General features: G+C 59.9%; 22 protein-coding genes. 11 read left to right on the top strand and 11 right to left on the bottom strand.

Annotated elements, in window-relative coordinates; translation table 11 throughout:
- The first annotated feature begins 112 nt into the window (after positions 1-112).
- The 5 genes from H522_RS0105670 to H522_RS0105650 all read left to right on the top strand — a co-directional run bounded on the left by H522_RS0105670 (position 113) and on the right by H522_RS0105650 (position 5,136).
- Positions 113-1,714 (top strand): bifunctional ADP-dependent NAD(P)H-hydrate dehydratase/NAD(P)H-hydrate epimerase, encoded by a 1,602-nt coding sequence (locus tag H522_RS0105670; protein ID WP_035452797.1) that lies wholly within the window; start codon positions 113-115, stop codon positions 1,712-1,714.
- Positions 1,715-1,766: 52 nt separating this feature from the next.
- Positions 1,767-2,771 (top strand): LolA family protein, encoded by a 1,005-nt coding sequence (locus H522_RS0105665; protein ID WP_026961566.1) that lies wholly within the window; start codon positions 1,767-1,769, stop codon positions 2,769-2,771.
- Between the two features lie 448 nt (positions 2,772-3,219).
- Positions 3,220-4,434 (top strand): alanine racemase, encoded by a 1,215-nt coding sequence (alr, locus tag H522_RS0105660; protein ID WP_026961565.1) that lies wholly within the window; start codon positions 3,220-3,222, stop codon positions 4,432-4,434.
- Positions 4,435-4,490: 56 nt separating this feature from the next.
- On the top strand, positions 4,491-4,763 hold the full coding sequence (locus H522_RS0105655; protein ID WP_026961564.1) for a CopG family ribbon-helix-helix protein: 273 nt from the start codon (positions 4,491-4,493) through the stop codon (positions 4,761-4,763).
- 4 nt (positions 4,764-4,767) lie between these two features.
- Positions 4,768-5,136, top strand: a complete 369-nt coding sequence (locus tag H522_RS0105650; protein ID WP_026961563.1) for a type II toxin-antitoxin system PemK/MazF family toxin — start codon at positions 4,768-4,770, stop codon at positions 5,134-5,136.
- A gap of 114 nt (positions 5,137-5,250) precedes the next feature.
- Here the strand turns inward: H522_RS0105650 and H522_RS0105645 are convergent, their stop codons facing one another.
- Together H522_RS0105645 and H522_RS0105640 are read right to left on the bottom strand one after the other, a co-directional pair.
- On the bottom strand, positions 5,251-5,745 hold the full coding sequence (locus H522_RS0105645) for a nitroreductase family protein (protein WP_026961562.1): 495 nt from the start codon (positions 5,743-5,745) through the stop codon (positions 5,251-5,253).
- A gap of 253 nt (positions 5,746-5,998) precedes the next feature.
- Entirely contained in the window at positions 5,999-7,411 is a 1,413-nt protein-coding gene (locus H522_RS0105640) for an FMN-binding glutamate synthase family protein (RefSeq protein WP_026961561.1), read from the bottom strand.
- 499 nt (positions 7,412-7,910) lie between these two features.
- Between H522_RS0105640 and H522_RS0105630 the strand changes: the two genes are divergently transcribed.
- Positions 7,911-9,167, top strand: a complete 1,257-nt coding sequence (locus tag H522_RS0105630) for an adenosylhomocysteinase (RefSeq protein WP_026961559.1) — start codon at positions 7,911-7,913, stop codon at positions 9,165-9,167.
- A gap of 44 nt (positions 9,168-9,211) precedes the next feature.
- Positions 9,212-10,024 carry a gamma-glutamyl-gamma-aminobutyrate hydrolase family protein gene (locus tag H522_RS0105625; protein ID WP_245578026.1) on the top strand — a complete coding sequence of 271 codons (813 nt, stop codon included), beginning with the start codon at positions 9,212-9,214 and terminating at the stop codon, positions 10,022-10,024.
- Positions 10,025-10,050: 26 nt separating this feature from the next.
- On the opposite strand, the gene H522_RS22290 is transcribed toward H522_RS0105625, so the two are convergent.
- A complete protein-coding gene (locus H522_RS22290; RefSeq protein WP_273368942.1) occupies positions 10,051-10,185 on the bottom strand; it encodes a hypothetical protein in 135 nt (44 codons plus the stop codon).
- Between the two features lie 194 nt (positions 10,186-10,379).
- Here H522_RS22290 and H522_RS0105615 point away from each other — a divergent pair, with 194 nt between their 5' ends.
- Positions 10,380-11,834, top strand: a complete 1,455-nt coding sequence (locus H522_RS0105615) for an amino acid permease (protein ID WP_245578025.1) — start codon at positions 10,380-10,382, stop codon at positions 11,832-11,834.
- 267 nt (positions 11,835-12,101) lie between these two features.
- Here the strand turns inward: H522_RS0105615 and rocF are convergent, their stop codons facing one another.
- From rocF to pruA, 4 genes are all read right to left on the bottom strand, one after another.
- Positions 12,102-12,998: an arginase gene (gene rocF, locus H522_RS0105610; protein ID WP_026961556.1), complete on the bottom strand. Its 897-nt coding sequence runs from the start codon at positions 12,996-12,998 to the stop codon at positions 12,102-12,104.
- A gap of 162 nt (positions 12,999-13,160) precedes the next feature.
- On the bottom strand, positions 13,161-14,432 hold the full coding sequence (locus H522_RS0105605; RefSeq protein WP_026961555.1) for a Glu/Leu/Phe/Val family dehydrogenase: 1,272 nt from the start codon (positions 14,430-14,432) through the stop codon (positions 13,161-13,163).
- Positions 14,429-15,640 (bottom strand): ornithine--oxo-acid transaminase, encoded by a 1,212-nt coding sequence (locus H522_RS0105600; protein WP_035452794.1) that lies wholly within the window; start codon positions 15,638-15,640, stop codon positions 14,429-14,431. Before H522_RS0105600 ends, H522_RS0105605 begins: the two co-directional genes overlap by 4 nt.
- Positions 15,641-15,743: 103 nt before the next feature.
- Positions 15,744-17,294 carry an L-glutamate gamma-semialdehyde dehydrogenase gene (gene pruA / locus H522_RS0105595; RefSeq protein ID WP_026961553.1) on the bottom strand — a complete coding sequence of 517 codons (1,551 nt, stop codon included), beginning with the start codon at positions 17,292-17,294 and terminating at the stop codon, positions 15,744-15,746.
- Between the two features lie 336 nt (positions 17,295-17,630).
- Here pruA and H522_RS17850 point away from each other — a divergent pair, with 336 nt between their 5' ends.
- Positions 17,631-19,253: a sigma-54 interaction domain-containing protein gene (locus H522_RS17850; protein ID WP_245578024.1), complete on the top strand. Its 1,623-nt coding sequence runs from the start codon at positions 17,631-17,633 to the stop codon at positions 19,251-19,253.
- A 284-nt stretch (positions 19,254-19,537) separates the two neighbouring features.
- Positions 19,538-20,956, top strand: coding sequence for an amino acid permease (locus H522_RS0105585; protein WP_026961552.1), 1,419 nt, complete (start codon positions 19,538-19,540; stop codon positions 20,954-20,956).
- 192 nt (positions 20,957-21,148) lie between these two features.
- On the opposite strand, the gene H522_RS0105580 is transcribed toward H522_RS0105585, so the two are convergent.
- The 4 genes from H522_RS0105580 to H522_RS0105565 form a co-directional block, all read right to left on the bottom strand.
- Positions 21,149-21,370, bottom strand: coding sequence for a DUF2922 domain-containing protein (locus H522_RS0105580; protein WP_026961551.1), 222 nt, complete (start codon positions 21,368-21,370; stop codon positions 21,149-21,151).
- A 37-nt stretch (positions 21,371-21,407) separates the two neighbouring features.
- Positions 21,408-21,632, bottom strand: coding sequence for a DUF1659 domain-containing protein (locus H522_RS17845; protein WP_026961550.1), 225 nt, complete (start codon positions 21,630-21,632; stop codon positions 21,408-21,410).
- Positions 21,633-21,715: 83 nt separating this feature from the next.
- A complete protein-coding gene (locus H522_RS17840; protein WP_051343945.1) occupies positions 21,716-21,967 on the bottom strand; it encodes a DUF1450 domain-containing protein in 252 nt (83 codons plus the stop codon).
- Between the two features lie 92 nt (positions 21,968-22,059).
- Positions 22,060-22,749: a DedA family protein gene (locus H522_RS0105565; RefSeq protein ID WP_081411909.1), complete on the bottom strand. Its 690-nt coding sequence runs from the start codon at positions 22,747-22,749 to the stop codon at positions 22,060-22,062.
- A 130-nt stretch (positions 22,750-22,879) separates the two neighbouring features.
- Between H522_RS0105565 and thiL the strand changes: the two genes are divergently transcribed.
- Positions 22,880-23,884: a thiamine-phosphate kinase gene (thiL, locus tag H522_RS0105560; protein WP_051343944.1), complete on the top strand. Its 1,005-nt coding sequence runs from the start codon at positions 22,880-22,882 to the stop codon at positions 23,882-23,884.
- Positions 23,885-23,913: the final 29 nt, after the last annotated feature.

The following is a 23,913-nucleotide window of genomic DNA, read 5'->3' as shown; positions in this document are numbered from 1 at the left end:
ACCCTGGCAGACAATCTTTCAGCAGACACCCTTCATATGTATGTCCGGACAACCTTTCATAAACGTCGGACAGGCGGAATATCCATATATCAATCCTCGGGGAGGGTACTTTGTGTATCTGGTAACGAGCGAGCAAATGCAGTTGTTCGACCGACGAACCATTTCAACCTTGTGTGTACCCGGGATTGTCTTAATGGAGCATGCGGGAAAGGCGGTGGCCGAGCACGCCGCGTCCCGCGGGCCACAGCACGTCGTGGTCGTCTGCGGCAAGGGCAACAATGGCGGCGACGGCTGGGTGGCTGCGCGTTGGCTTCGCCACGTCGGCGTATCCGTGGAGGTGGTCTCCCTGGTCCCCGTCTCGGAGCTCACCGGCGACGCTCGCTTGGCCGCAAAGATGGCGGAACGGGCTGGCGTGCCGTGGCGCCTCCTAGGGGAGGAGTCGAATCTGGCGGTGGATGAGCGCCCTTTGACGAAGCTGGGGACGGATACTCAACCTGGGACGAACTCGGGCGAGGAGTGGCTGCCGCGCGCGGACGTCTACATCGATGCGTTGCTTGGTACGGGCAGCAACCGACCTGTGGCCCCGGATTCCCGCTATGGCCGCGTCATCCAGACGCTCAACCAGAGCGGCGCCTGGGTGATTGCCGTCGATGTCCCGAGCGGGATCGACGCCTCGACCGGCTGCGTCGGCGGTGTGGCCGTGACCGCCCATGAGACCGTCAGCTTTGCCGCCGAGAAGCTGGGCACCGCGATTAGTCCGGGCTGTCAGTACGCGGGTCGCGTGCACGTCGTGGACATTGGCATCCGCCTTGATGCGGACGCGGAGGCGGGCCCGCTGGCAGAGTGGGTGACCGAGCAGAACGTGGCAAGGTGGCTGCCGGATCGGCCGCCGAGCTCCCATAAGGGCACCTACGGCCGGGTGGCTATAGCGCTCGGGGCGATGCAGGGGGCGGCGGTGCTGGCTGGACTCGGCGCTGCCCGCGGGGGCTGCGGTTTGGTCGCGCTGGTTGGGCCACACCCGCCAACCCTGTCAGTGCCGCCGGAGTTTGTGGTCCGGTCAGGGGTTGGCGACCTGTTGGCCGCAGTGTCCGACTGCAAGGCGCTGGTCCTCGGACCTGGACTTGGGCAGGCCGTCGACGTGTGGCGGCCCCTGCTCTCCGAATTTCCGGGGCCGGTGGTCTTGGACGCGGACGGACTGCGGCTCATCCAGCAGGCGCAGGCGGGATTGCCATCGCGGACCGAACGCTCGGCCGAGGAAGAGATAGCGGAAATCGCGCTGGCGAATGACGCTGGCCCCGCGCCGCGGGCGGTGTTGACCCCGCACCCGAAAGAGTGCGCGCGTCTGCTCGGTTGGAGTACCGCTGATGTCCAGGCCCGCCGTTTGGAGGCCGCTACGACCCTGGCCCGGCGAACCGGAGCGGTGGTGGTGTTGAAGGGGTATCACTCCCTGATTGCCGATCCGTCCGGCCGTCTGGCGGTCAATCCGACCGGCGATGCCTCCCTGGCCACGGCTGGAACGGGGGACGTGCTGGCCGGTCTTATCGGGGGCCTGCTGGCTCAGGGATTGGCGCCGTTTGCAGCCGCCGCAGCGGGCACATGGATTCACGGGCGCGCCGGGGAAATGGCGGGAGAGGCCATGGGCAGGGCCAGCGTCATGGCGTCGGACGTGATCGACAACATTTCCCGCGCAATACACCTCCATTTCGACAAATAACCGAGGGTGGGCACTGGGTTGTACAGTTTGTCGAAGAGAGGCGAGGTGGAGTATGGGCAAAGCCATGGGCTGGGCAGTCGCCACGGGCCTGGTGTTGGCGCTCGCGACAGGCTGCGGATCGCCCACTCAAAAGAGTGTGAACGCGAAGCTGCAGTCACAGATTCAGACACTGAGCGAGAAGAACTACAAGAGCACCGCCACCATGACGGTGCAGATGGATAATGGGGTTCAGACGTATTACATCGAGACCTGGTATGACGGACCGGATGTGTACCTGATTAAGTTGGGGGACGACGAGAAGAACATCAACCAGGTGATTGTCAAAAACAAGACCGGGATGTTCATTGTCAGTCCGTCGCTGCAAAAGGTGTTCCGGTTCAACGGCAACTGGGCGCAGAATCAGGGACATATCTATCTTTACGACCAAATCTTGCAGCAGATTGTATCGGGCGGCAAGGTCAGCATGAAACACACAGGCGACGCTTGGACGTTTGACATGCCTGTGACACCGAAAAACGACGTCGTCAGCAGGGAACGGGTGACCATTGACCCGAAGACGCTGAATCCGCGCCAGGTTATCCTGTATGACGAAGAGAATAAGGCGATGGTCACCATCAAATTCACTGAATTTAAGACGGGTGTGCGCTTCAACGAGTCGGACTTCAACCCGCAAAAAATTGCGGCGAGCGGGACGAAGCAGGCGATGGCCGAGATTTCCGACTCCGATTTTGGCTACGTGCGGCCGGACATCACCGGCCTGGGCGACCGGTTGGATGGGCTCATCGACACGAAAAACCAGGACACCGTCATCCTCCGCTACGGCGGCCCGCACGCGTTCACGCTCACGGAGCAGCGGCCGACCACCGGCGATTCTGGGCTTGCCGATGCGCAGCTGGTCGACCTGTTTGGCGTCCCCGCGTTGTATGACGGGTCCGGGGCTAGCAAGCGCCTCATCTGGCTGCACGATGGCGTGCAGTTTGGCCTCGCCAGCCAGGACCTGTCGTTGGCGCAGATGGAGCAGTTGGCCATCTCCACGTTCGACCAGGTGGGCAAGTGACGGAGCAGCACCCCGCATCCTGTGGACGGCCGGTCGATGATAATGCCGGTCGTCCCGTGTTTTGAACGCCTTCAATCCAACCCCAACCTTCGCCTGTATACCAAGTTCTGACGATCCCGTTCAGCCATTCACCCCCAGGTGGCTGTTTCGCGCCTTTTTTTGCGTCCGGTGATATGCAACGGGCGAAAACGACTTAAAAATATGTGTATTTCTTCTAAACGTAATTATAGACGCAGGCGTTGACGTTGGTGTGATTGTGAAGGCGACCGGCTTGAATCGGGAAAAGCTTGAGAAACTGCGGGAACAGCGGAATTAGGCACGCAAAGGCGGCGTAGGCTTCACTGGCCGTAGCCGCCAAAGGAGAGTGTGTTCCGCCGAGATGTGCCCGGGCGCCCGTGCCTCAGGTAAGACAAGCTGTTAGAATAGGGGACATGAGGAGGGGCGTAACGTGTACCGAGGCACTTTTGCAATTGTGGATGCAGCTGCCATTCGCGACAATGTCGCACGTCTGAAGACGTGTCTTGGGTCGCAGACGCGCCTGTTGGTGGCCGTGAAGGCGAACGGATACGGCCATGGAGCGGCTGTGGCGGCGCGAGCGGCAGTCGCGGGCGGCGCGACCGACCTGGGTGTCGCGTCGCTGGAGGAAGCCATAGAGCTGCGTGAGGCCGGAATTACGACACCAATTCTCATTCTCGGGCCGATTCCAACCACTGCGTTTCCTGTGGCAGCCGAGCAGCGGGTGGCAGTAACCATCACCGATTTTCCATCTCTCGATAAAATCCCACTCTATAGTCCAGTTCTTCAACTTCATATCAAGGTGGATACCGGCATGACGCGCCTGGGTCTGCGTCGCCCTGAGGATGTGGTGCAGCTAGCGCGCTGGATTGAGCAGCAGCCGGGGCTGACTTGGGCCGGCGTGTTCACCCACTTGGCCTGCGCGGACGAGGCATCGCTCGCGCACAGCGAGGCACAGATTCAGCGTTTTCAAGCAGTCCTGGATGCGCTCCGTGAGGCTGGCCTCCATCCACCGGTCGTACACGCCGCCAACAGCGCAGCCGCCGTGCGGCGACCGGATTGGCATTTTGACATGGTGCGGGTCGGTATCAGCGCCTATGGCTATCCGGCCAGCGATGAATACATCCTGCCCTTTGCGCTCGATCCCGCAATGCACGTATACAGCTTTATCACCCGTGTGGCGGAGATTGGGCCTGGGGAGACGGTCGGCTACGGCGCTACCTTCACGGCTCAACGCCCGACTCGTGTCGCCACCGTGCCTATCGGCTACGCGGACGGGTATCACCGGGTGTTGTCGAACCGCGGGTATGCCTTGGTGCACGGGCAAAAGGCGCCGGTAATCGGCAACGTTTGTATGGATCAGTTGATGCTCGACGTGACGGATGTGCCCGGTGTATCGGTTGGGGATTGTGTGACATTGTTCGGCCGCTCGGCGCCGCCGTCATGGAGTGCCGATTTGTTGAATGCCTCGCCAAAGGAGTGCGAAGCCCGGATTCAGCAAGGGTTTGCCGAGGCGAAAGAGGCTCGGCTGCCGGTGTTGTCTGCCGCCGACTTGGCCCGCTATGCAGGGACGATTTCGTATGAATTGCTGTGTGCTGTTTCCCCGCGGGTGCCCCGTTTGCACATTGGACTCGACGAAATCGAATAGCGTATAATAGCGGTTGGATATGGTAGTTGCAACGCAGTGTAGTGGAGGTGCCGTGCGTGTCGGAAACCAAGCGCATCGTAGTCTATGTTCCACAGAACTTGCTTGAGCAAGTGGATGGCATCGCGGAGCGGGAGCGTACGAATCGGAGCGAGGTCATCCGCGAGGCGATGCAGATGTACCTGACGGAACAGTACAAGCGCGATATCCGGACGCTCATGCAGCAAGGGTACATGGAGATGGCGCATCTCAATCTGCGCCTGGCGTCGGAGGCGTTTCCACTCGAACAGGAAGCGGGAGGTACCGTCGAGCGACTCGTGAGCGGGGTGTAACTGGTTGAACGTCAAACGCGCGGAGAGCGTAAAGCGGGGGGATATTTTCTTTGCGGATCTTTCGCCAGTCGTAGGGTCGGAACAAGGCGGATTCCGGCCGGTTTTGGTGATTCAAAACGACATTGGCAATCGCTTCAGCCCCACCGTGATCGTCGCAGCCATCACAGCCCAGATTCAAAAAGCAAAGTTACCGACTCATGTCGAGATTTCGGCGGAGCGGTATGGGCTGGACAGAGACTCAGTGGTTTTGCTGGAGCAGCTGCGGACGATTGACAAGCAGCGTTTGACGGACAAAATCACACACCTCGACGAAGCCATGATGAAGCGAGTGAACGAAGCCCTGCAAATTAGTCTCGGACTTGTCGATTTTTAATGGCCGCAGGTGCGTTCGCGAACCGTGGCAAACGTCATCGGCGTGTGGTCGGTTGGATTGCCCAGCCGGCCACACGCTTTTCATGCTCTCCAGACACCGGTTCTCTGTTTGAGGTTATGGCAGACGGCGCACCTTGTCCGCAATCGGGGTGCGCTCTTTGGCATGCGGCACTTCGGCCGGATAACCAATCCCAAGGATACCAAGGACATCGTAGCCCTCCGGCACCTCGAGCAGGGCACGGTTTTCCGGTATGGCACCAATGGAGCTCCAGCGGGCGCCGATGCCGACGGTATGGGCCAGCAGTAAGAAGTTCTGTATGAAACACGAGGTGGCGACGATTTGTTCCACCCGGTCCTCATCCTTCGCTGCGCCCTCGGACAGGATGGCCACCACCATTGGGGCACCGCCGAAATCGGCCTTGTGATTTAGTTTGCGCCGAGTTTCCGGGCCGATGAAGACAATTCGCCAAGGCTGGGTCATCCGGTGGTTCGGCGCGAACTTCGCAATTTCCAGCAGCGACAGAATGAGCGATTCGTCCACCGGATCCGGCTTGAAGTTTTTGATGTTGCGGCGTGTCAGGACCACCTCGCGCAGGTCATCTAGGTTCATGTCGAACATCCTCCTTTGCCTGCCTTATTTTCCCCAAAACAGTACCCGCGCGTCAACGCGCGGGGAATCACCATCCGTAATGTGTTCAGTCACAAGTTTCCGAAGGCTATGATAGTAGATTCCATATTACATAAATAACCGATCTGTTCTTCACACTCCGAACACAAACGGTGAATTTACACCACCTGTTGACGGCTGATTCATACAAACTAAACCGTTCTCATAACACGACGTACACGAAGCAATCTGGTGATTAGACTAGAGGTAATCCGGTAATCCGCGCCACGTCAGGGTCCCACGCCACCAGGTCCGTTTCATCCACGTCATGCACGGACGTTTTACCGAGGGCGCGAATGCCCATGCGCATCTCCTCCGCGCAGCTGTCCAGAAAATTGGCGAGGCTGCGAGCTCCATCCTGCTCTTGAAAGTGGGCAGGGATTTCCGCGTTTGCCCAAGCAATCTGAGTCGGCGGTTCAAACGGAACCGCTTGGGTAATTTGGGTATGGGCCGTGGCAAACAAAGCGGCCGTCCCGATGTATACAGCGTTCGCTCCCAGCGCCAAGGCTTTGAGCATGTCGCCAGGTGTGCGGATGCCACCGGACACTACCAGGTCGACCCGGTTCCAATAACCGTGTTCGCGAAGAAACCGCACGGCACGACAGAGTGCTGCCAACGTAGGAAGACCAAAGTCGTCGACGAGAATCGCTGAGGAAGAGTGAGTACCTCCTTGTGCACCGTCCAGGACAATTACATCGACGCCGGCCTGAACGGCTAAGTATAAGTCTTGTTCCAAGAAATGGCCGGCAGCCAATTTCACCGCAATGGGAACGCCATTGGCGATGCGCCGCAGCTTGTGTACCAGACGGCGCAAATCACGGGAGACGCGAATCACCTCCGGATGGCCAGCCGGAATGTAACCCGTTTGGCCCGGTTTGAGTCCTAAATCGTGTTGCACCTCTGCAGGTAGTCCAGACGCTGGAACCAGCGTTCCACAACCCGCGTTAGCTCCCTGGCCAAAACGAATTTCTATCATATCCGCTTGCCGCAAAATGTCTAAAGAAGGCCGCCACGAAGCACCGTGATACTGAACAACAAGGTGGCGTGCGAGCTTCCGAAATTCCCCTAATGCCGGACCTTCACCCGCGTTGCAGGCGGTTCCTGCCATCGCGGTGCCGCGGGCAATCGCACGCACGAACGGCTTGCTAAGGGCAACCCCGTACCCCATGGCGGAGACCATTACCGGCATGGAAAGCATCATCGGTCGCTGAGCTTTATGACCAATTACCGTCTTGAGGTTGACGGGTACACCATGGTCCAATGGGCGCCGCGTCAGCTGCACGGGTGTAAACAGCAATCCATCAAAGTGCGGAAAGGGCCTTGCGGTACCAATCGGTTTTTCTAGGGGCTGCGCTGTATGGGCCCGCAATTCGTTTTCAAATGTCCATTGGACGCCAAATTTCCGCAATGCCGTGAGGCCTTCGAGCAAGTTCTTCGTATATTCCTCGGTAAATAAGCGTTTCGTCACGTATTCCGTGATTTTTTTCAGCACGAACCGCGACCAAAACGGTGCCGTCACGAATACCACAACGGCCAACAGCAACTCTGCACTGAGCAAGATCGACAGCATGGTCAGCCAATCCTGAAACGACCACCTTATGCTACTCATTTCCCCCGTCGTCAACCCCAGCATGCTCTTTTCAGCTCCCACGGTAGATGAGTTCAGATTGATGAAACGTATTCATATAATCAATTCCAGTATTTACTTGAACTCGCGCACCGAGCCGTGGGAAAATCGTCCACCACCAACTATCCCCACGCCGGTACTGTGGATCGGGGTGGTAGACCTCCCGTTCAACCCCAAACACGTCGGAACGAAGGTCCGCCTGCGCCCAGTGAATGGCATTCCGTAACGGCCTCCAATCGCATTGCGATCTCATCGTTGAGAGAATCGAGCTGTTCCTCGGTAAATCGAAAACCACTATCATGGTCAGTAGTGGTGCCCATCCTTGCAATGGTCTTGTGCGGCTCCGTTGCCTGCAGGAGACGCCAATCCAAGTAAGGCCAGCCGAATCCCGAAATCCGACGGCGGCTTGTTCGACCATGCACGGATGCGAAGACTACGAACTACCGGAAACCATCTCGACGACTGGGAAAGGAAGAATGGAATGAACCCGATAGAAGCCTCTGCGATTCGCGATATTTCCCTGGCCCCCGAAGGAGCGCTCAAGATTGACTGGGTGGCTGCCCACATGCCTGTGCTCAACCGGCTGCGGGAGCAGTTTCAAAAGGAACGGCCGTTTGCCGGCAAGCGCATCGCCATCTGCCTGCACCTAGAGGCGAAGACTGCCTACTTAGCGCTGACCATCCAGGCGGGGGGAGCGGAAGTGGCGGTGGCGGCCAGCAACCCCCTATCCACGCAGGATGACGTGGTGGCGGCTCTGGTCGACCGTGGGGTCACCGCGTTCGCCTGGCACGGCGCGACACCCGAAGAGTACCACCGTCACCTGCAGCAGCTGCTCGACTTTCACCCGCATGCGTTGATTGACGATGGCGGCGATTTGGTGGCGACGTTGCACAGGGAGCGGCCTGACCAGGTGCAAGAGATTATCGGCGGCTGCGAGGAGACGACGACGGGCGTCATCCGCCTGCGCGCCATGGAGCGAGATGGGGCCTTGCGGTTTCCCATGATGGCGGTCAACGACGCGTACTGCAAGTACCTGTTTGACAACCGCTACGGTACAGGGCAGTCCGTTTGGGACGGCATTATGCGTACCACCAACCTGGTCGTGGCCGGCAAAACGGTGGTCGTCATCGGTTATGGCTGGTGCGGCAAGGGCGTGGCGATGCGTGCCAAGGGTCTGGGCGCGCGGGTGATTGTCTGCGAGGTCGATCCGATAAAAGCTTTGGAGGCGGTGATGGACGGGTTCTCGGTCATGCCTGTGGTCGAGGCGGCCAAACACGGCGACTTCTTCGTCACCGTCACGGGAGACAAGGATTGCCTCACACGACCGGCCTTCGAGGTCATGAAGGACGGGGCGGTGCTCGCCAACGCGGGCCACTTCGACGTGGAGATCTCGAAACCCGATTTGGTCCGTTTGGCCACGCAGGTACGCACCGTCCGCCGCAACGTGGAGGAGTATCAGCTCGCGGACGGCCGACGCCTGTACTTACTGGCGGAGGGCCGTCTCGTGAACCTTGCGTCCGGAGACGGCCATCCCGCCGAGGTGATGGATTTGACCTTTGCCCTGCAGGCGCTGGCGCTGCGTGATGTGGTGCAGGGGCAATACGCCCCGGGTGTGCATAACCTGCCTAGGGAGACGGATGAGCAGGTCGCCCGACTGCGGCTGGAGGCGTGGGGGATTCAGATTGACGACCTCACACCGGCGCAGCGCAATTACCTAGGCAGCTGGCAGGTGGACTGACCGCCCATTCGTTCTCCAATCCGATGGGAACGGTGGGAAAGGTTGTGAATCCATCCTTTGCCTTTGCGAACACAGCGGGCGAACGCGGATCTGTAGGCGTACGGCAGACCGATGTCCCGTTGATTGGCATCACGGGGACGCGGCACCAGATTGCCACTCGGGTCGGCCCCGGTTTGCCGGCCTTGGTGTCGGCGGACGACTATGCCTTGGCCGTGGAGGCCGCGGGGGGAGCACCGATGCTCATCCCCTACATCCAGGGGGCCGACACCGTGGCCGCGTTGGCCGAACACATTGACGGCTTACTGCTGGCCGGGGGCGAAGACCCGGACCCGGCGCTGTACGGAGAGGCGCCCGAGATGGGCTTGGGCAGTGTCATCCCGGAGCGCGACACGCTGGAAATGCGGCTCGTCGCCGCGATGGTGGCGCAGGGGAAGCCGATTCTCGGCATCTGCCGCGGGGTTCAGGTCTTGAACGTCGCGTTTGGCGGATCGCTCTATCAGGACCTGGGGCGTGCGTGGAAAGGGAAGATCCAACACATGCAGCACGCCCCGCGCACCCACCGTAGTCACAAGCTGGTGATCGATCCGGACAGTCGCCTATCCCATCTGCTGGATCGGCGCACAAGCATCTGGACCAACTCGTTTCACCACCAAGCGGTCAAAGACGTGGGCCTGGGCCTGCGTGCCGTCGCCTGGGATGAGGAGGGGCTCATCGAGGCAGTCGAGCACGACGAACTCCCGTTTTGCCTGGGCGTGCAATGGCACCCGGAGAACCTGTGGCGTGAAGACGACGCGGCCCTGGCGTTATTTCGGGGCTTGGTGGAGGCTGCGAAGATCAGAATTGACACACTTGATTGACGAGTCGGGGTCGACCTCGTCCTTCCTCATTCGGCACTGGGCCGGAATGCCGCGCACATCAGCCCGAAGTACGTCGGGACTTCATAGGAGAGAAACTCCACCTTGCGATCCGGCCGCTCCATCGTCACCTTGCCACCGTTGTCTTCCACCTCGCCGTACATGTGTTCGCAATTCCCGTTCCACTTCCGTCTTTCCGCTATTGTATAACGTTGGCATGCCACTCTAGAAAGTGGTTGCGTATCATGGTGCCAATTTCCCCGCGCCAATGGTACCATGGACTATAACGAGAAATCAGTGTCCGGGCCCCATCCGGACTCTCTAGAAGCTGAGACGAGTAGAGCAGGAGGCTTACAGCATGGCAACAGAAGTGCAGCGGGCAGCCCTCCCTGGGATGGGAGATGCGCTTGAAGCCCGCGAGCAGGGGTTGCTACGCGGCCTGGGCACACGCCAGTTGTCGATGATTGCGCTGGGGAGCGCCATCGGCACCGGGTTGTTCCTTGGCAGCGGATCGGCCATTGGGCTTGCGGGTCCGAGCATCATCGTCAGCTACCTGATTGGCGCGTTTGTCGTCTTCATCCTCATGGGGTGCCTTGCGGAGATGAGCGTGGCGCATCCGACGGTCGGATCGTTTGGGGTGTTCGCGGAAAAGTACGTCCACCCGTGGGCAGGCTTCATCATTCGATACTCCTATTGGGCCGCCAACGCGGTCGCGGTGGGTGGCGAAGTGACCGCCATCTCCATCTACATGAAGTACTGGTTTCCCCATTCACCGGGGCTTCTGTGGATTTGTCTGTTTGGCGCGCTGCTGCTCGGCGTAAACGCCTACAGCACGCGCGTGTTTGGTATGTTCGAATTCTGGTTTTCGATGATTAAAGTGGCTGCCATCATCTTGTTTATTTTGGTTGGGGCTTACGTCGTCTTCGGCATCGGCGAACCGGGCATCGGACCGCAGAACTATGTCAACCACGGTGGCTTCTTCCCGCATGGCGCGTGGGGCACATGGGTAGGCGGTTTTGTAGCTTTATTCAGTTTTATCGGCTTTGAGTTAGTCGCCATCACCGCGGGCGAGGCGAAAGAACCGGAGCGGGCGGTGCCCAAGGCGTTTCGCTGGACAGTGGTGCGGCTGCTGCTGTTTTACGTGCTGGCCATCGCCATCATGCTCATGGTGGTGCCGTGGCAGCAGGCGGGCACCGACGAGAGCCCGTTTGTCAAGGTGATGCAGATTCTGCACATTCCAGGAGCGGCTGGCGTGATGAACTTTATCGTCCTGACGGCCGCGCTTTCGGCCATGAACGCGCAATTGTACGCCACTACGCGGATGATGTTTTCGCTTGCGCGTGGCGGGTACGCGCCCAAGGTGTTTGGCCGCTTGACACGGCGCGGGGTGCCGGCAAACGCTTTGGCGGTTTCTGCGTTCGGCGTCGTGTTGGCTGCGCTCCTGACGCTCAACACGGCCAGCGTCGCCTATATGGCGCTGATGGGACTGGCATTGTTTGGGGCGCTGATTACCTGGTTCATCATCCTGTTGAGCCATCTGTGTTTCCGCCGGGCCTGGACGAGGAGCGGAGGGAAGAGGCTGCCGGTGCGAATGGTCGGTTATCCGTACCTGCCCTCCTTCGGGCTGCTGATGCTCCTGGCTGTCTTTGTCAGTATGTGGTTTACAGGGCCGTTTCACGGGGCGATTGTGTTCGGCCTCATGTGGATCGTGCTCCTGAGCCTCATTTACGGCCTGTGGCACCTCCTGCATCGTGGCAGACGGCGCCCGAAAACCGGGGCGTTGCCGACCGATTCCACGTCCGCGGATATATAGTACAGACGAAGGCGCATTTGAGGTGGAGGCATGCCCATAGGGCAATACTATGACGACATCGGTTTTGTGAGCGCACGGGGAGAAATCCGCCGTGCGCTTATTTTAGATTCGCGTTGGCACGGTTGTTTTTGTCCCTGCGGGATCGAAAAAGGGGCCGCGTTAGCGCCCCCTACAACTTGTCTCGCGTATCACCCCACAACTCGGCTCGCGCCGCTCCTCAAAAGAGGCCGCGTTGAGCGGCCCCCCTAATTTATATCGCGCCGTCGCTCATAACACCCGTTTGCCAAACAGCGACTCTACCAGCTCGACCGCCATGCGCCCGGTCTGGTTGCGGTGGTCGAGAATCGGGTTGACTTCGACCACGTCGACTGACAGGAGTTTGCCAGACGCGGCTAGTAGTTCCATGGCCAGGTGGCCTTCGCGGTACGTCACGCCGCCGTTGACCGGCGTACCCACTCCCGGAGCGAACATCGGATCGAGCCCATCCAGGTCGAGGCTCAGGTGAATGCCGTCTGTTCCCGAGCCGGCAATCTCAATCGCCTTTTGCATCACCGCGTCCATGCCCATGCGGTCAATCTCCGCCATGGTGAAGACATGGATGCCGGACTGGCGAATCAGGTCGGCTTCGTCCGCGTCGATGGAGCGCGCTCCCACCAACACGACCTTATCCGCCTTTACTTTCGGGCTGATGCCGCCGATCCCGGTGAGGGACTCGTGGCCGATGCCGAGGCTCGCGGCCAGCGGCATGCCGTGGATGTTGCCCGACGGCGTGGTCTCGTGGGTGTTCATATCGCCGTGCGCGTCAAACCAAATCAGGCCAAAATCTTTTTTCGCCGCTGCGAGTCCGGCCAAGCTGCCGATGGCGATGCTGTGGTCCCCACCTAATACCACCGGCGTGTGCCCGGCCGCGACCACCTCGCGGACTTCGTCGGCCAGCGCTTCACAGACCGAGATGACTTCCGTCAGGTACTTCAGCTTCTCGTGCTCGATGTGCCGCGTCTCCGGCGTCGGGACCGGCACGTCGCCTAGATCCTGGACTGCATACCCGAGCCGCTCGAGTTTCTCCTTGAGTCCGGCGTAGCGGATGGCGCTGGGGCCCATGTCGACCCCGCGTCGCCCTTGCCCGTAGTCGGAGGGCACGCCAATGATGTGAATCTCCTTCATGTCTTGAACCTCCGTTTTCTCCCGTGAAACCGTGCCATAGCCGGCCGGAACTCACATTGCGTGCCCAGAAAGGGGGCCTCGCCAGGACAACAGTCCAGTGGACTGTTGTCCCGTCTAGGCCGGGCGATAACCCGGAGTTCTACCCCTTTTCCGGACTACCTCTCACAACCAGCCGCGCAGGCGCAGGGCGTGGGCCGTCCGTTCAATGCCAGTCATATAGGCGGCCAGACGCATGTTCACCTCATGCCGCTCGGCCGTGGTGTAGACCTTGTCGAACGACTTCCGCATCGCCTGTACGAGCCGCTGCTCTACTTCGTCTTTCGTCCAGTAGTATCCCTGGTTATTCTGCACCCATTCGAAATATGAGACCGTCACCCCGCCCGAGTTGGCCAGGACGTCAGGGACCAACAGAACCTCGCGCTCACTCAGGATACGCGTCGCTTCCAGGGTGGTCGGTCCGTTGGCCGCCTCGACGATGATGGAGGCCTGAATGTTCGGCGCGTTTTCGGCTGTAATTTGGTTCTCAATCGCCGCCGGGACCAGGATGTCGCACGGCTTCTCCAGCAGCTCCTTGTTCGTAATCGTATCCTTATATCGCGTCGTGACCGTCCCGAACGAATCGCGTTGGTCCAATAAATCGGGAATGGGCAGTCCCTTTTCGTCGTACAGTGCGCCGTAGGCGTCGGAAATCCCGACTACCCGGGCCCCCAGGTCGTACAGGAACTTGGCCAAGTAGCTGCCGGCGTTCCCGAAGCCCTGAATGATGATGCGCGCGTCCGTCAGGCTGATCCCGCGTCGCTTGGCCGCTTCCTCGATGCAGATGACCACGCCACGGGCGGTCGCCGTCTCTCTTCCTTCCGATCCGCCCAACACCCGCGGCTTACCGGTGATAAACCCGGGCGAGTCGAACTCGCGCAGGCGGCTGTACTCGTCCATCATCCAGGCCATAATCTGCGAGTTGGTGAACACGTCTGGAGCCGGGATGTCTTTCGTCGGTCCGACAATCTGACTGATGGCCCGCACATAGGCGCGGCTTAAGCGCTCCAGCTCCGGGAACGACATTTCGCGCGGATCGCACACCACGCCGCCCTTACCGCCCCCGTACGGCAACCCGTTGATGCCGCACTTAATCGTCATCCAAAGGGAGAGGGCCTTAATTTCCGCTTCCGTCACATTCGGGTGGAAGCGGACGCCGCCTTTCGTGGGGCCGACCGCGTCGTTGTGCTGAGCGCGGTAACCGGTGAAGATGCGCACACTGCCGTCGTCCATATGGACTGGAAAGCGCACGGTCAACATCCGCATCGGTTCTTTCAGCAGTTCATAGTACTCTGGCCCATAGCCCAGTTCCTGCAAGGCCTCGCGAATCACCTGCTGGGCGGAGCGGAGCACGTCCATCTCGCGATTGGCGTCCTGAACGAGGGTCTGTCCGTTCATTTTTTCACCTCACCGAGCACGCGCGCGATGCGTTCAAACGCCCAATCCAAGTCGCTTTCCTCGATGATGAGAGGCGGCGCAAAGCGAATCGTGTTTTCGTGCGTCTCTTTACAAAGCAGTCCTTCCTCTTTTAGCCGTTCGCAGTACGGCCGCGCCTTGGTGTACAGCTCTACGCCGATGAACAGCCCGCGTCCGCGAATCTCCTTGATGTTCGGGTTGTGGATGGTCTTCAGCCGCTTTAAGAACGCCTCGCCCAACGTCCGCGAACGCTCTGCCAGGCCTTCTTCCTCAATCACGTCCAGCGCCGCCAGGGCGACCGCCGCGCCGAGCGGGTTACCGCCAAAGGTCGATCCGTGCGATCCCGGTTCAAAAACGCCGAGGATGTCTTTGTCCGCGGCCACCGCGGAGACGGGGAAGACCCCACCGCCGAGCGCCTTGCCGATGATGTACACATCGGGGATGATATCCTCCCAGTCGCAGGCGAAAAGCTTTCCGGTGCGGCCGAGGCCGGTCTGGATTTCATCGGCGACGAACAACACGTTTTCCTTCTTGCAGAGTTCATACGCCTGGCGCAGGTAGCCTTCCGGCGGGATGATGATGCCTGCTTCGCCCTGAATCGGTTCCACCAAAAACGCCGCTGTGTTCGGCGTGATGGCTGCCTTGAGCGCATCGGCGTCCCCGTACGGGATGATGCGAAAGCCGGGGGTCAAGGGGCCAAACCCGCGCTGGTATTCCTTATCCGAAGAGAACGAGATGATGGTGGTCGTGCGGCCGTGGAAGTTGCCGCTGCAGACGATGATTTCAGCCTGGTCTTCCGGGACACCCTTGACGTCATACGCCCAGCGGCGCACCGCCTTAATCGCCGTCTCCACCGCTTCGGCGCCCGTGTTCATCGGCAGGACCATGTGTTTGTGCGTCAGCTTCGCTAACCGCTCGTAGAACAGCCCGAGTTTATCGTTGCAAAAGGCGCGCGAGGTCAACGTGATTCTATCCGCCTGGGCTTTGAGCGCCTCGATGATCTTCGGGTGCCGGTGCCCCTGGTTGAGGGCCGAGTAGGCGCTGAGCATGTCGAGATAGCGATTGCCTTCTTCGTCCCAGACCCAGACCCCTTCGCCTTTGACCAAGACGACAGGCAGCGGGTGGTAGTTTTTCGCGCCGTACTCTTCCTCCAGGCGCAAGGCTTTCGATGTATGCAACTGTTCCGTCATATCCGTTCATCCTCCTTCTTGGGAGGATTCCAACGCCCACCCGTTGACGGGCGCTGGAACCCTCCGTTGTCTGTGCAGCTTGAAATGTGTCGCCCGGATAACCTTACAGGAGCTCTGAACTCGCCTTCGGCTGCGTAAACAAGAGCAGATAGTCCGGTCCGCCCGCCTTTGAATCGGTGCCAGACATGTTGAACCCGCCGAACGGGTGCGCCCCGACGATAGCGCCCGTGCACTTGCGGTTGAAGTACAGGTTGCCCACGTGGAATTTCCGTCGCGCCAGGGCGATGTGCTCCCGGCTCTTCGTAAAGACCGAGCCGGTCAGGCCAAATTCGGTCTGGTTGGCGACCTTAATGGCTTCCTCAAAGCTGTCCACCTTGGTAAAGGCCACCACCGGGCCGAAAATCTCCTCCTGCATCAACCGCGCCTTTGGCGCCACGTCGGCAAACACCGTCGGCTGGATGAAGTACCCGTGGTCTGCCGAGGCCTCGCCGCCGACAACGAGACGGCCTTCCTGCTTTCCAATTTCGATGTAGCCAGTCACTTTGTCAAACGCTTTTTGGTCAATCACCGGGCCGGTGAAATGACCTGCGTCGCGCACGTCGCCCACCGACAGTTCACGGGTCAGCGCGCTGACGCGTTCCAACAGCGCATCGTAAATCGCAGCATGCGCGATGACGCGCGAACAGGCGGAGCACTTCTGGCCGGAGAAGCCGAAGGCCGAATTGACAATGGTTTGCGCTGCGTTTTCCAGGTCCGCATCCGCATCCACGACAATCGCGTCCTTGCCGCCCATTTCGGCGACAAACCGTTTCAACCAGCGCTGACCTGGGATTCGCTTGGCCGCCAGTTCGTTCATGCGCAGGCCCACATTCTTGGATCCTGTGAACGAAATGAAGCGGATATCCCGGTGTTCCACCAAAAAGTCGCCAATCTCTTCCGGATCGCCCGGGACAAAGTTGACCACGCCCTTGGGCAGCCCGGCTTCGGTCAGCGCCTCCACCAGCTTATAGGCGATGACCGGCGTCTGGCTGGCCGGCTTGAGCAGGACCGTGTTTCCAGCGACCACGGCCGAGGTGGTCATGCCCGTCACAATCGCCAGCGGAAAGTTCCACGGCGGGATGATGGCGCCGACGCCGAGCGGGATGTACTCCATATGGTTATCCTCGCCCGCTAGCGGGGTTAGGACGGCGTCTCCGCGCTGGGACAGTTCAATCATCTGTCGCCCGTAGTATTCCAGAAAATCGATGGCTTCTGCTGTATCCGCATCCGCTTCGGCACGGCTCTTGCCGGCCTCCAGCAGCATCCAAGCGGAAAACTCGTGCTTTCTCCGGCGGAGGATGGCTGCAGTTTTGAACAGGACGCCGGCGCGCTCAAAAGCCGGCATCTCCGACCAGGTCTCATACGCTGCCCAAGCTGCCTGGATGGCCTTGTCAATTTCCGCTTTGCCGGCTTTCGCCACGCGCCCCACCAATTCGTTCTTGGCGGACGGGTTGTAGGATTCCAGGTAGCGGCCGGTGTCTATCGCCTCGCCCGCGATAACGAGGGGATAGGTGCGCCCGAGTTCTTGGCTCACGCACGCCAGGGCGGCATCGAACGCCTCGCGGTTTGCGGGCAAGGAAAAATCGGTGAGTGGTTCGGGACGATATGGAATCATGAAAAAGTCCTCCTTCCTCGAGACAGGGCACAGGCGGGGAACGCTGCCCCTTCGGAATTACAAAGCAAAAACCGTGCCAACTTGGAATTCGGGATTTGGCGAGGAATTCCTGCCTTCGACTACGGCGAGCGAACCTGGTATGCAAAATCTATTTGCACGATCCGCCCGTTCCCCGTACGCTAGAAGTGCGTCAGGGCCACCTCTGCACGATTCCTGTGCACGATTCCTGTCAAGACGCGGCAAGTCGTCTGACGAGGGGATTTGTGGCAATCGGAATCGATTTCAGGCACGTGGTCAGATCCGCCCTGACGAACGGGATCGACGGGAGGGAGAAACGTGTCGGAACGTCGGGTGTCGAATCGCGCGGGGAATTTACTCGGCGGGCGGCCAAGCCACTCAGACCATCCAGGCAAGTCGTCCGAGGACCTGGAAAACCGTCTGCGGTTGCTTGAGGCGGTTTTCGATGGGCTGGAGGAAGGCGTGCACGTGGTCGACGCGACGGGTGTCACCATCTATTACAACAAGAAGATGGCCGACATCGAAGCTATGCGACCGGAAGACGTACTCGGGCGCAGTATCGAAGACGTGTTCACGTTTCCGGATGCGGCGGGCAGCACCCTGTTACAGGCCATTCGTCTACGCCGTGCCCATGAAAACGTCAAGCAGACCTATTTCAACAGTCGCGGGATGGCCATTACGACCGTCAACCGGACCTATCCGATTCTTGTGGATAACCATGTGCTCGGCGCGGTCGAGATTGCTCGCGACGTGACGCGTGTCGAGCACCTGCAGAAAAACCTCCTGACCCAATCCGGAGTCCGTTATACGTTCGACAAGATTGTCGCATCCAGTCCATCCATGCAAGAGGTGCTGGATCAGGCGCGGCGGGCGGCACGGACAGACTCCTCCGTGTTGATTGTCGGTGAAACCGGTACGGGCAAGGAACTGTTTGCCCAGAGCCTGCATGCCGCGAGTCAACGCGCCTCGGGCCCGTTCGTCTCGCAAAACTGTGCCGCTCTGCCCGAGGCGTTGATGGAGGGGCTTTTGTTTGGCACGGCGCGCGGCGCGTTTACGGGAGCGATTAACCGCCCGGGCCTGCTTGAACAGGCCGACGGGGGCACCTTGCTGCTCGACGAACTAAACTCCTTGAGCCCCCAGCTGCAGGCGAAGCTCCTCCGCGCGCTGCAGGAACGAACCATCCGCCGCGTGGGGGAGTTGAAAGACCGCCCCATCGATGTGCGCATCCTCGCTACGATTAATGAGGATCCGCTGGAAGCCATCCGCGCCGGACGCCTGCGCAAGGACCTTTATTACCGGTTGAGTGTCGTGACCTTGTTTTTACCGCCGCTGCGCGAGCGCCACGGGGACATTTCACAGTTGGTGGAGACGTTTATCGCAAAGTACAATAGGCGCTTCGGCCTTCACGTCGAACACGTGGAACCACGTCTGTTGCAGGCGTTTCGAACGTACAGTTGGCCAGGCAACGTGCGAGAGCTGGAACACACGATAGAAGGCGCGATGAATCTGGTCCAGGAAGAACGGGAGATTGGGTTTCAGCACTTGCCCCTGCATATGCGTCGGAGGCTGGAGCAGGCCTTGTACGATGGGGAGGATATGGTGGAACCAACGCGTGGGTCTGAGCGGACCGAATTGGAGAATTCGCCGGAAACACCCGAATCGCCGGAGGCGCGCGCGAATGCCGACCCAATGACCCCCTATGCCCAGACTGCCGGGGCGGGGTGGGGAACCACGCGAGGTGCGGATCAAACTGTAAATCACGTGACGGCGCAAACTTGGCAAGCGCAAGTCCAGACGATGCAGCGGCAGGTGGTGACCGAGGCCCTGCTGCGCAATCGGGGGAACGTATCCGCCACGGCGCGGGAGTTAGGGTTAAGCCGCCAGAACCTGCAATACTGGCTGCGGAAGCTGCAAATCGACCCCGCACAATACCGGGCATGAACGACGGGATGCAAACAGTGTTTGCGGATGCAACGGGGTTTTGCGCTCTGCAACCTATGACCTTACGATCAACAAAGGCCGTGAAAGTTTCTAAGACGCCCGGATACGTTGCGATCCGGAGGTCACATGAAATCTCCCGAGTTTACCCAGGAGGATTGGAACAAAATTTGCTATTAAGTAGTATTTGCTATTGCAAGTTTTGTCGAATTCGTGGTATCAAATTCAACAGAGAACGACGGGGCATGTAAGCGCTGTCCCAAATCCCAGGGAGGAAAAGTGTCTGTATGCAGCAGCTGGAACGCATTGTGGAGAAGGAATCCCAATTGAAGCGAGGGATGCACAGTCGTCATATGTTTATGATTTCGATTGGCGGTGTCATTGGGACGGGGCTGTTTTTAAGCTCCGGGTATACCGTCAATCAGGCTGGCCCGGGTGGTGCTGTGCTCGCCTACGTTATCGGTGGAATCATTGTATCCATTGTGATGATGTGCCTCGGCGAGCTCGCGACCGCCATGCCGGTGGCCGGATCGTTCAAGACGTATGCGCAGGAATTTATCAGTCCGTCGATTGGCTATCTCAGCGCCTGGCTCTATTGGCTCAACGGTGCGTTTACGATTGGCGGCGAGTGGATTGCCGCGACCATTATCATTCACCAGTACCTCCCGGGGGTTCCGCTGTGGGCGTGGTACGCGCTTTTTGCAGCCATCTATCTGGCCCTTAATGTGACCCGTGTCGGGGTGTATGGCGAATCCGAGTTTTGGTTTGCTAGCATCAAGGTGATTGGTATCGTGGCGGCGTGTATCGTCGGCATCGGGGCCATTTTCGGCTTGACTGGTCACGCGCCGATTGGAGCACGGAACTATTTGGGGGAAGGTGGCTTGTTCCCACACGGCCTGGGCGCGGTTGCCATGGCGCTGGTGCCGGTTTGCTTTGCCTACAGCGGCACGGAACTTATCGGTATTGCAGCGGGTGAAAGTAAAGACCCGGCCCGTTCTGTGCCAAGGGCCATCCGGAGCACGAGCGTGCGCACCCTTCTTTTCTATGTGCTGTCGATGATTGTGTTGGTAGGCATCATTCCTTGGCAGAAGGCGGGCGTGGACGACAGCCCGTTCGCGACCATCTTTCAGGTGGCCGGGATTCCCTATGCGCGCATGATTATGGATATCATCGTCATCACGTCCGCGTTGTCGGCCGGATCGTCTTGGACGTATGCGTCCTCGCGCCTGTTGTGGTCGATGGCCCTCGATGGCATGGCGCCCCGTTTCTTGACCCGCCTGAGCCGGGTGCAGGTGCCGGTCTGGTCGGTGCTGGCCACCCTGATTATCGGCACGCTGTCCCTCTGGCTGTATCAGGTGTCGCCGAACACGCTGTACCTGTGGATTGTATCTGGTATTGGATTGGTCGCCGTGGTGGACTGGGCGATTATCTGTATGGCGCAGATTGGCTTTCGCAGGAAGTATGTGCGTGAAGGCGGAGACGTGCGGGACTTGGCGTATCGGACTCCGTTTTATCCGGTTTTGCCGATTGCCGGTGTGGTGCTCAACCTGGCTATCGCGGTGAGCCTGATTTTCATTCCCGACCAACGCATCGCGATTTACGCCGGCGTGCCGATTATGGCCCTCATCATGATCTGCTACTACTTGTTTTACCGGCCGCGTATGGGCTCTACGGTGCAGAACGGTTGTGACACCCATCCCTGGTAACACTCAGCGTCTCTTCGGTACAGGAATGGCTCCTTAGATATTGTGGGACACGCCTAGATTTCAAATCGTATGGTCGAAAAAGGCGTTGAAGAACCAACAAGGGCTGCCCCTTTCGCGCAATCGCGCGTTTGGGGCAGCCCCTGCTTACTCCCGCGGCATCCGCGGGCGAATTCTTACCGCCATCTGTCCGTCTTAGACAACCGCCGTGGTGTCCGTCTCAATCAGGTTGGCGCCGGCTTTGGCGACAATCTTGCCTTGGCTGAAGGCGAAGACCCCGCTGTGCTGCACCACCTGGTCTAAGGCGTTGTTCACGGCCGTGGCATCCACCGGCTGCTTCGGGTTGCGGATGGTAATCCGCACCGTCTTATCCGTGTCGGTTCGAAACAACAGCTGCAAGACTACCTTCTTGTCCATCTCCCATCACCCCTGATTCAGATTGACCTCAAGACGGTTAGGCGCTGGCCGACAACGCGTCCTGCTCGACCCGCACGACTTGCACGAGCGGATCGGCAAACAGTGCGCCCAGCGCCTGTCCGACCGCCAGGACATCGTCCTCGGATGCCTGGGGCGAGACGTTCGCGAAGCTGTAGGTGCCGAGCTTGGGCGATCCGTCCGCCATCGTGCCGGTCTGCACCTGAATCTGCAACCGGCAGGAAAGTGGGTTTACGTTGGCCATTTTGGCTCCTCCCTTCTGCGCGTTCCGTCGCGCAATCAGGGAGATGCAACGTGGGGGTTTATCGAGGGGACAAGCGGGCAGGGTCAGTTGGGGGGTGATTCCGTTGCCGCTGCCCTGAGTCGGTGGAGCAGCGCCTGCCACACATCGTCGGCACTCTGCGCAGACACCAGCTCGTCGTCCAGCCAGATGAACGGTTGCCGGGCGCAGAGTTCACATTGTTCGGTACAAGAGAGGTGATCGACGACAACGTCCGGGTGGGTGGCACGGATGCGTTCTATTATCCCATCCGACCCCAATTCCAGGTTTTCGATGCAGACTTCGATTCGATGCGGCATATCGAGTCACCATTTCTCTCTCGAGTTTCACTGAGTTCGTGGTGCGCCCAACACGTCTGCGGCTCTACGATGGTGCGGCTCCAGTGGCGCGGTTATGTCGTCGTACGGCGACGCCACAGCCAGTACGCGATGCCGATGACGAGTACTGCCCCCGTCAGATAGGCGAGCGACGACTGGGCGACGTGCAAAATCCAGTCCAGGTGTTCGCCAAACCAGAAACCGACGCAGACCCAAGCCGAGCACCACAGGGCGGCGCCAATGCCAGTGTAAATCAGAAACGGCTCCAGTTCCATGCCCGCAATCCCAGCCACATAGGGACTGACGGACCGGACACCCGGAAGGAAACGGCCCGGAATTAAGAGTAGCGGACCGTATCTGTCAATCAGCCGCGACGTGCGCAGGAGGCTGCGCGAGTTGAACCAGCGTAGGTTCGCCAGTCGGTCAATCGCGTCCCGGCCAATGCGCCGGCTGACCAAGTAGGCGATGGTGCACCCGAAGAGATAACCAATCAGACTGCAGACAATGACCCCGTCGAGACGGAAGTTGCCTTTGGCGGCCGCAAAGCCGTAAAACGCCATCACGGCGTCGCCCGGAAAGGGCAGGCCGAGGCCTTCGATGATAAGCGCAATCACGATGCCTGGGTAACCAATGCGAAAGATTCCCTCCACCAGCTGGCTAAGCGAAGCGAGCAAAGCGGTCACTCCCCGCGGGTTGACGTGGTCAAGCCAATCGGCGTAAAGGCCAAATCGGCGTGTTGGTTTGTCTTGGTTGTCCCTTGCCATACATACGCACGTTGTCCAGTAAACATGCGTACACCAAGCGCGGCTCTAGACCTGCTATGATACAGAGTGAAGACAACGGAGCGTATATTGAAAAATCGCCTGTGCGGCGAACAGATAGGTGAGTGGTAATTTGATTCTGGACGAATTCCGGTTGATCCGCACCCTGGCCGAGCGCTTGCGGCCGGTGAACCAGGGCGTTGTGGCGGGGATTGGCGATGACGCTGCGGTGCTCGCCGGCGAGGGGGGAGAGGAGTGGCTGGTCAGCACGGATACGCTGGTGGAGGGGGTGCACTTTCGCGACGAGACGATGACGCCGGCGGATGTGGGATGGAAGGCCTTGGCGGTGTCCATCAGCGATATCGCGGCCATGGGCGGTACGCCGCGGGGGGCTGTGCTAGCCCTGGCCATCCCGAAACAAGGGACGTGGGATGTGGAAAAGCTGACGGCCTTGTATGACGGCGTGGCCGAGGTTTGCCAAGCTTTCGCCTGTCCGCTCGTGGGCGGGGATACGGTAGGAACGAGTGGTCCGTTGGTCTTGACGAGCACGGTCATGGGGACCGTGCCCAGCGGGGGCGCGCGACTGCGCAGCTTGGCACAGCCCGGGGACGTGGTGTTTGTCACCGGCTGGGTGGGCAGCTCCGCAGCGGGATTGGCGGTGCTGCAGCGCCAGAGCGACCTCTCTGGCTTGGCCCCGGATGAGGCGCAGTTCCTCATTCAGGCACACCGGCGACCGCAGCCGCAGGTAATGGCCGGGCAGGTACTGCGGCTCTGCGGCGTGCATGCCCTCAATGACATCAGCGACGGACTGGCAAGTGAATTAAACGAGATTGCCGATGCGAGTCAGGTCCGTTTGCGCGTGCGGGCCGACAAGGTTCCGCTTCACCCCAGTCTGGTCAATGCCGCGCGTCGGTTGGGCGTGCCGGCGCTGGATTGGGCGTGGTATGGCGGCGAGGACTTCCAACTGGTGGGCACGGCCCCGCCCTTGGCGTTCGCCCGTGCCCTCGCTGAGCTGGAAGGACGTGGGGTGAAGTTAAGCCAAATCGGCCGCGTGGAAGCGGGCGACGGCGTGGTGGTGGAGTTGGCAGATGGGCGTTTGGACATATTGGAGCCGCGGGGCTACAATCATTTTAGATAAGATTCCATCGGGCAATCTGGCGGAAGGAG

Source organism: Alicyclobacillus herbarius DSM 13609 (assembly GCF_000430585.1).
GTDB lineage: Bacteria > Bacillota > Bacilli > Alicyclobacillales > Alicyclobacillaceae > Alicyclobacillus_G > Alicyclobacillus_G herbarius.
This window is presented reverse-complemented; position numbering and strand designations above follow the sequence as displayed.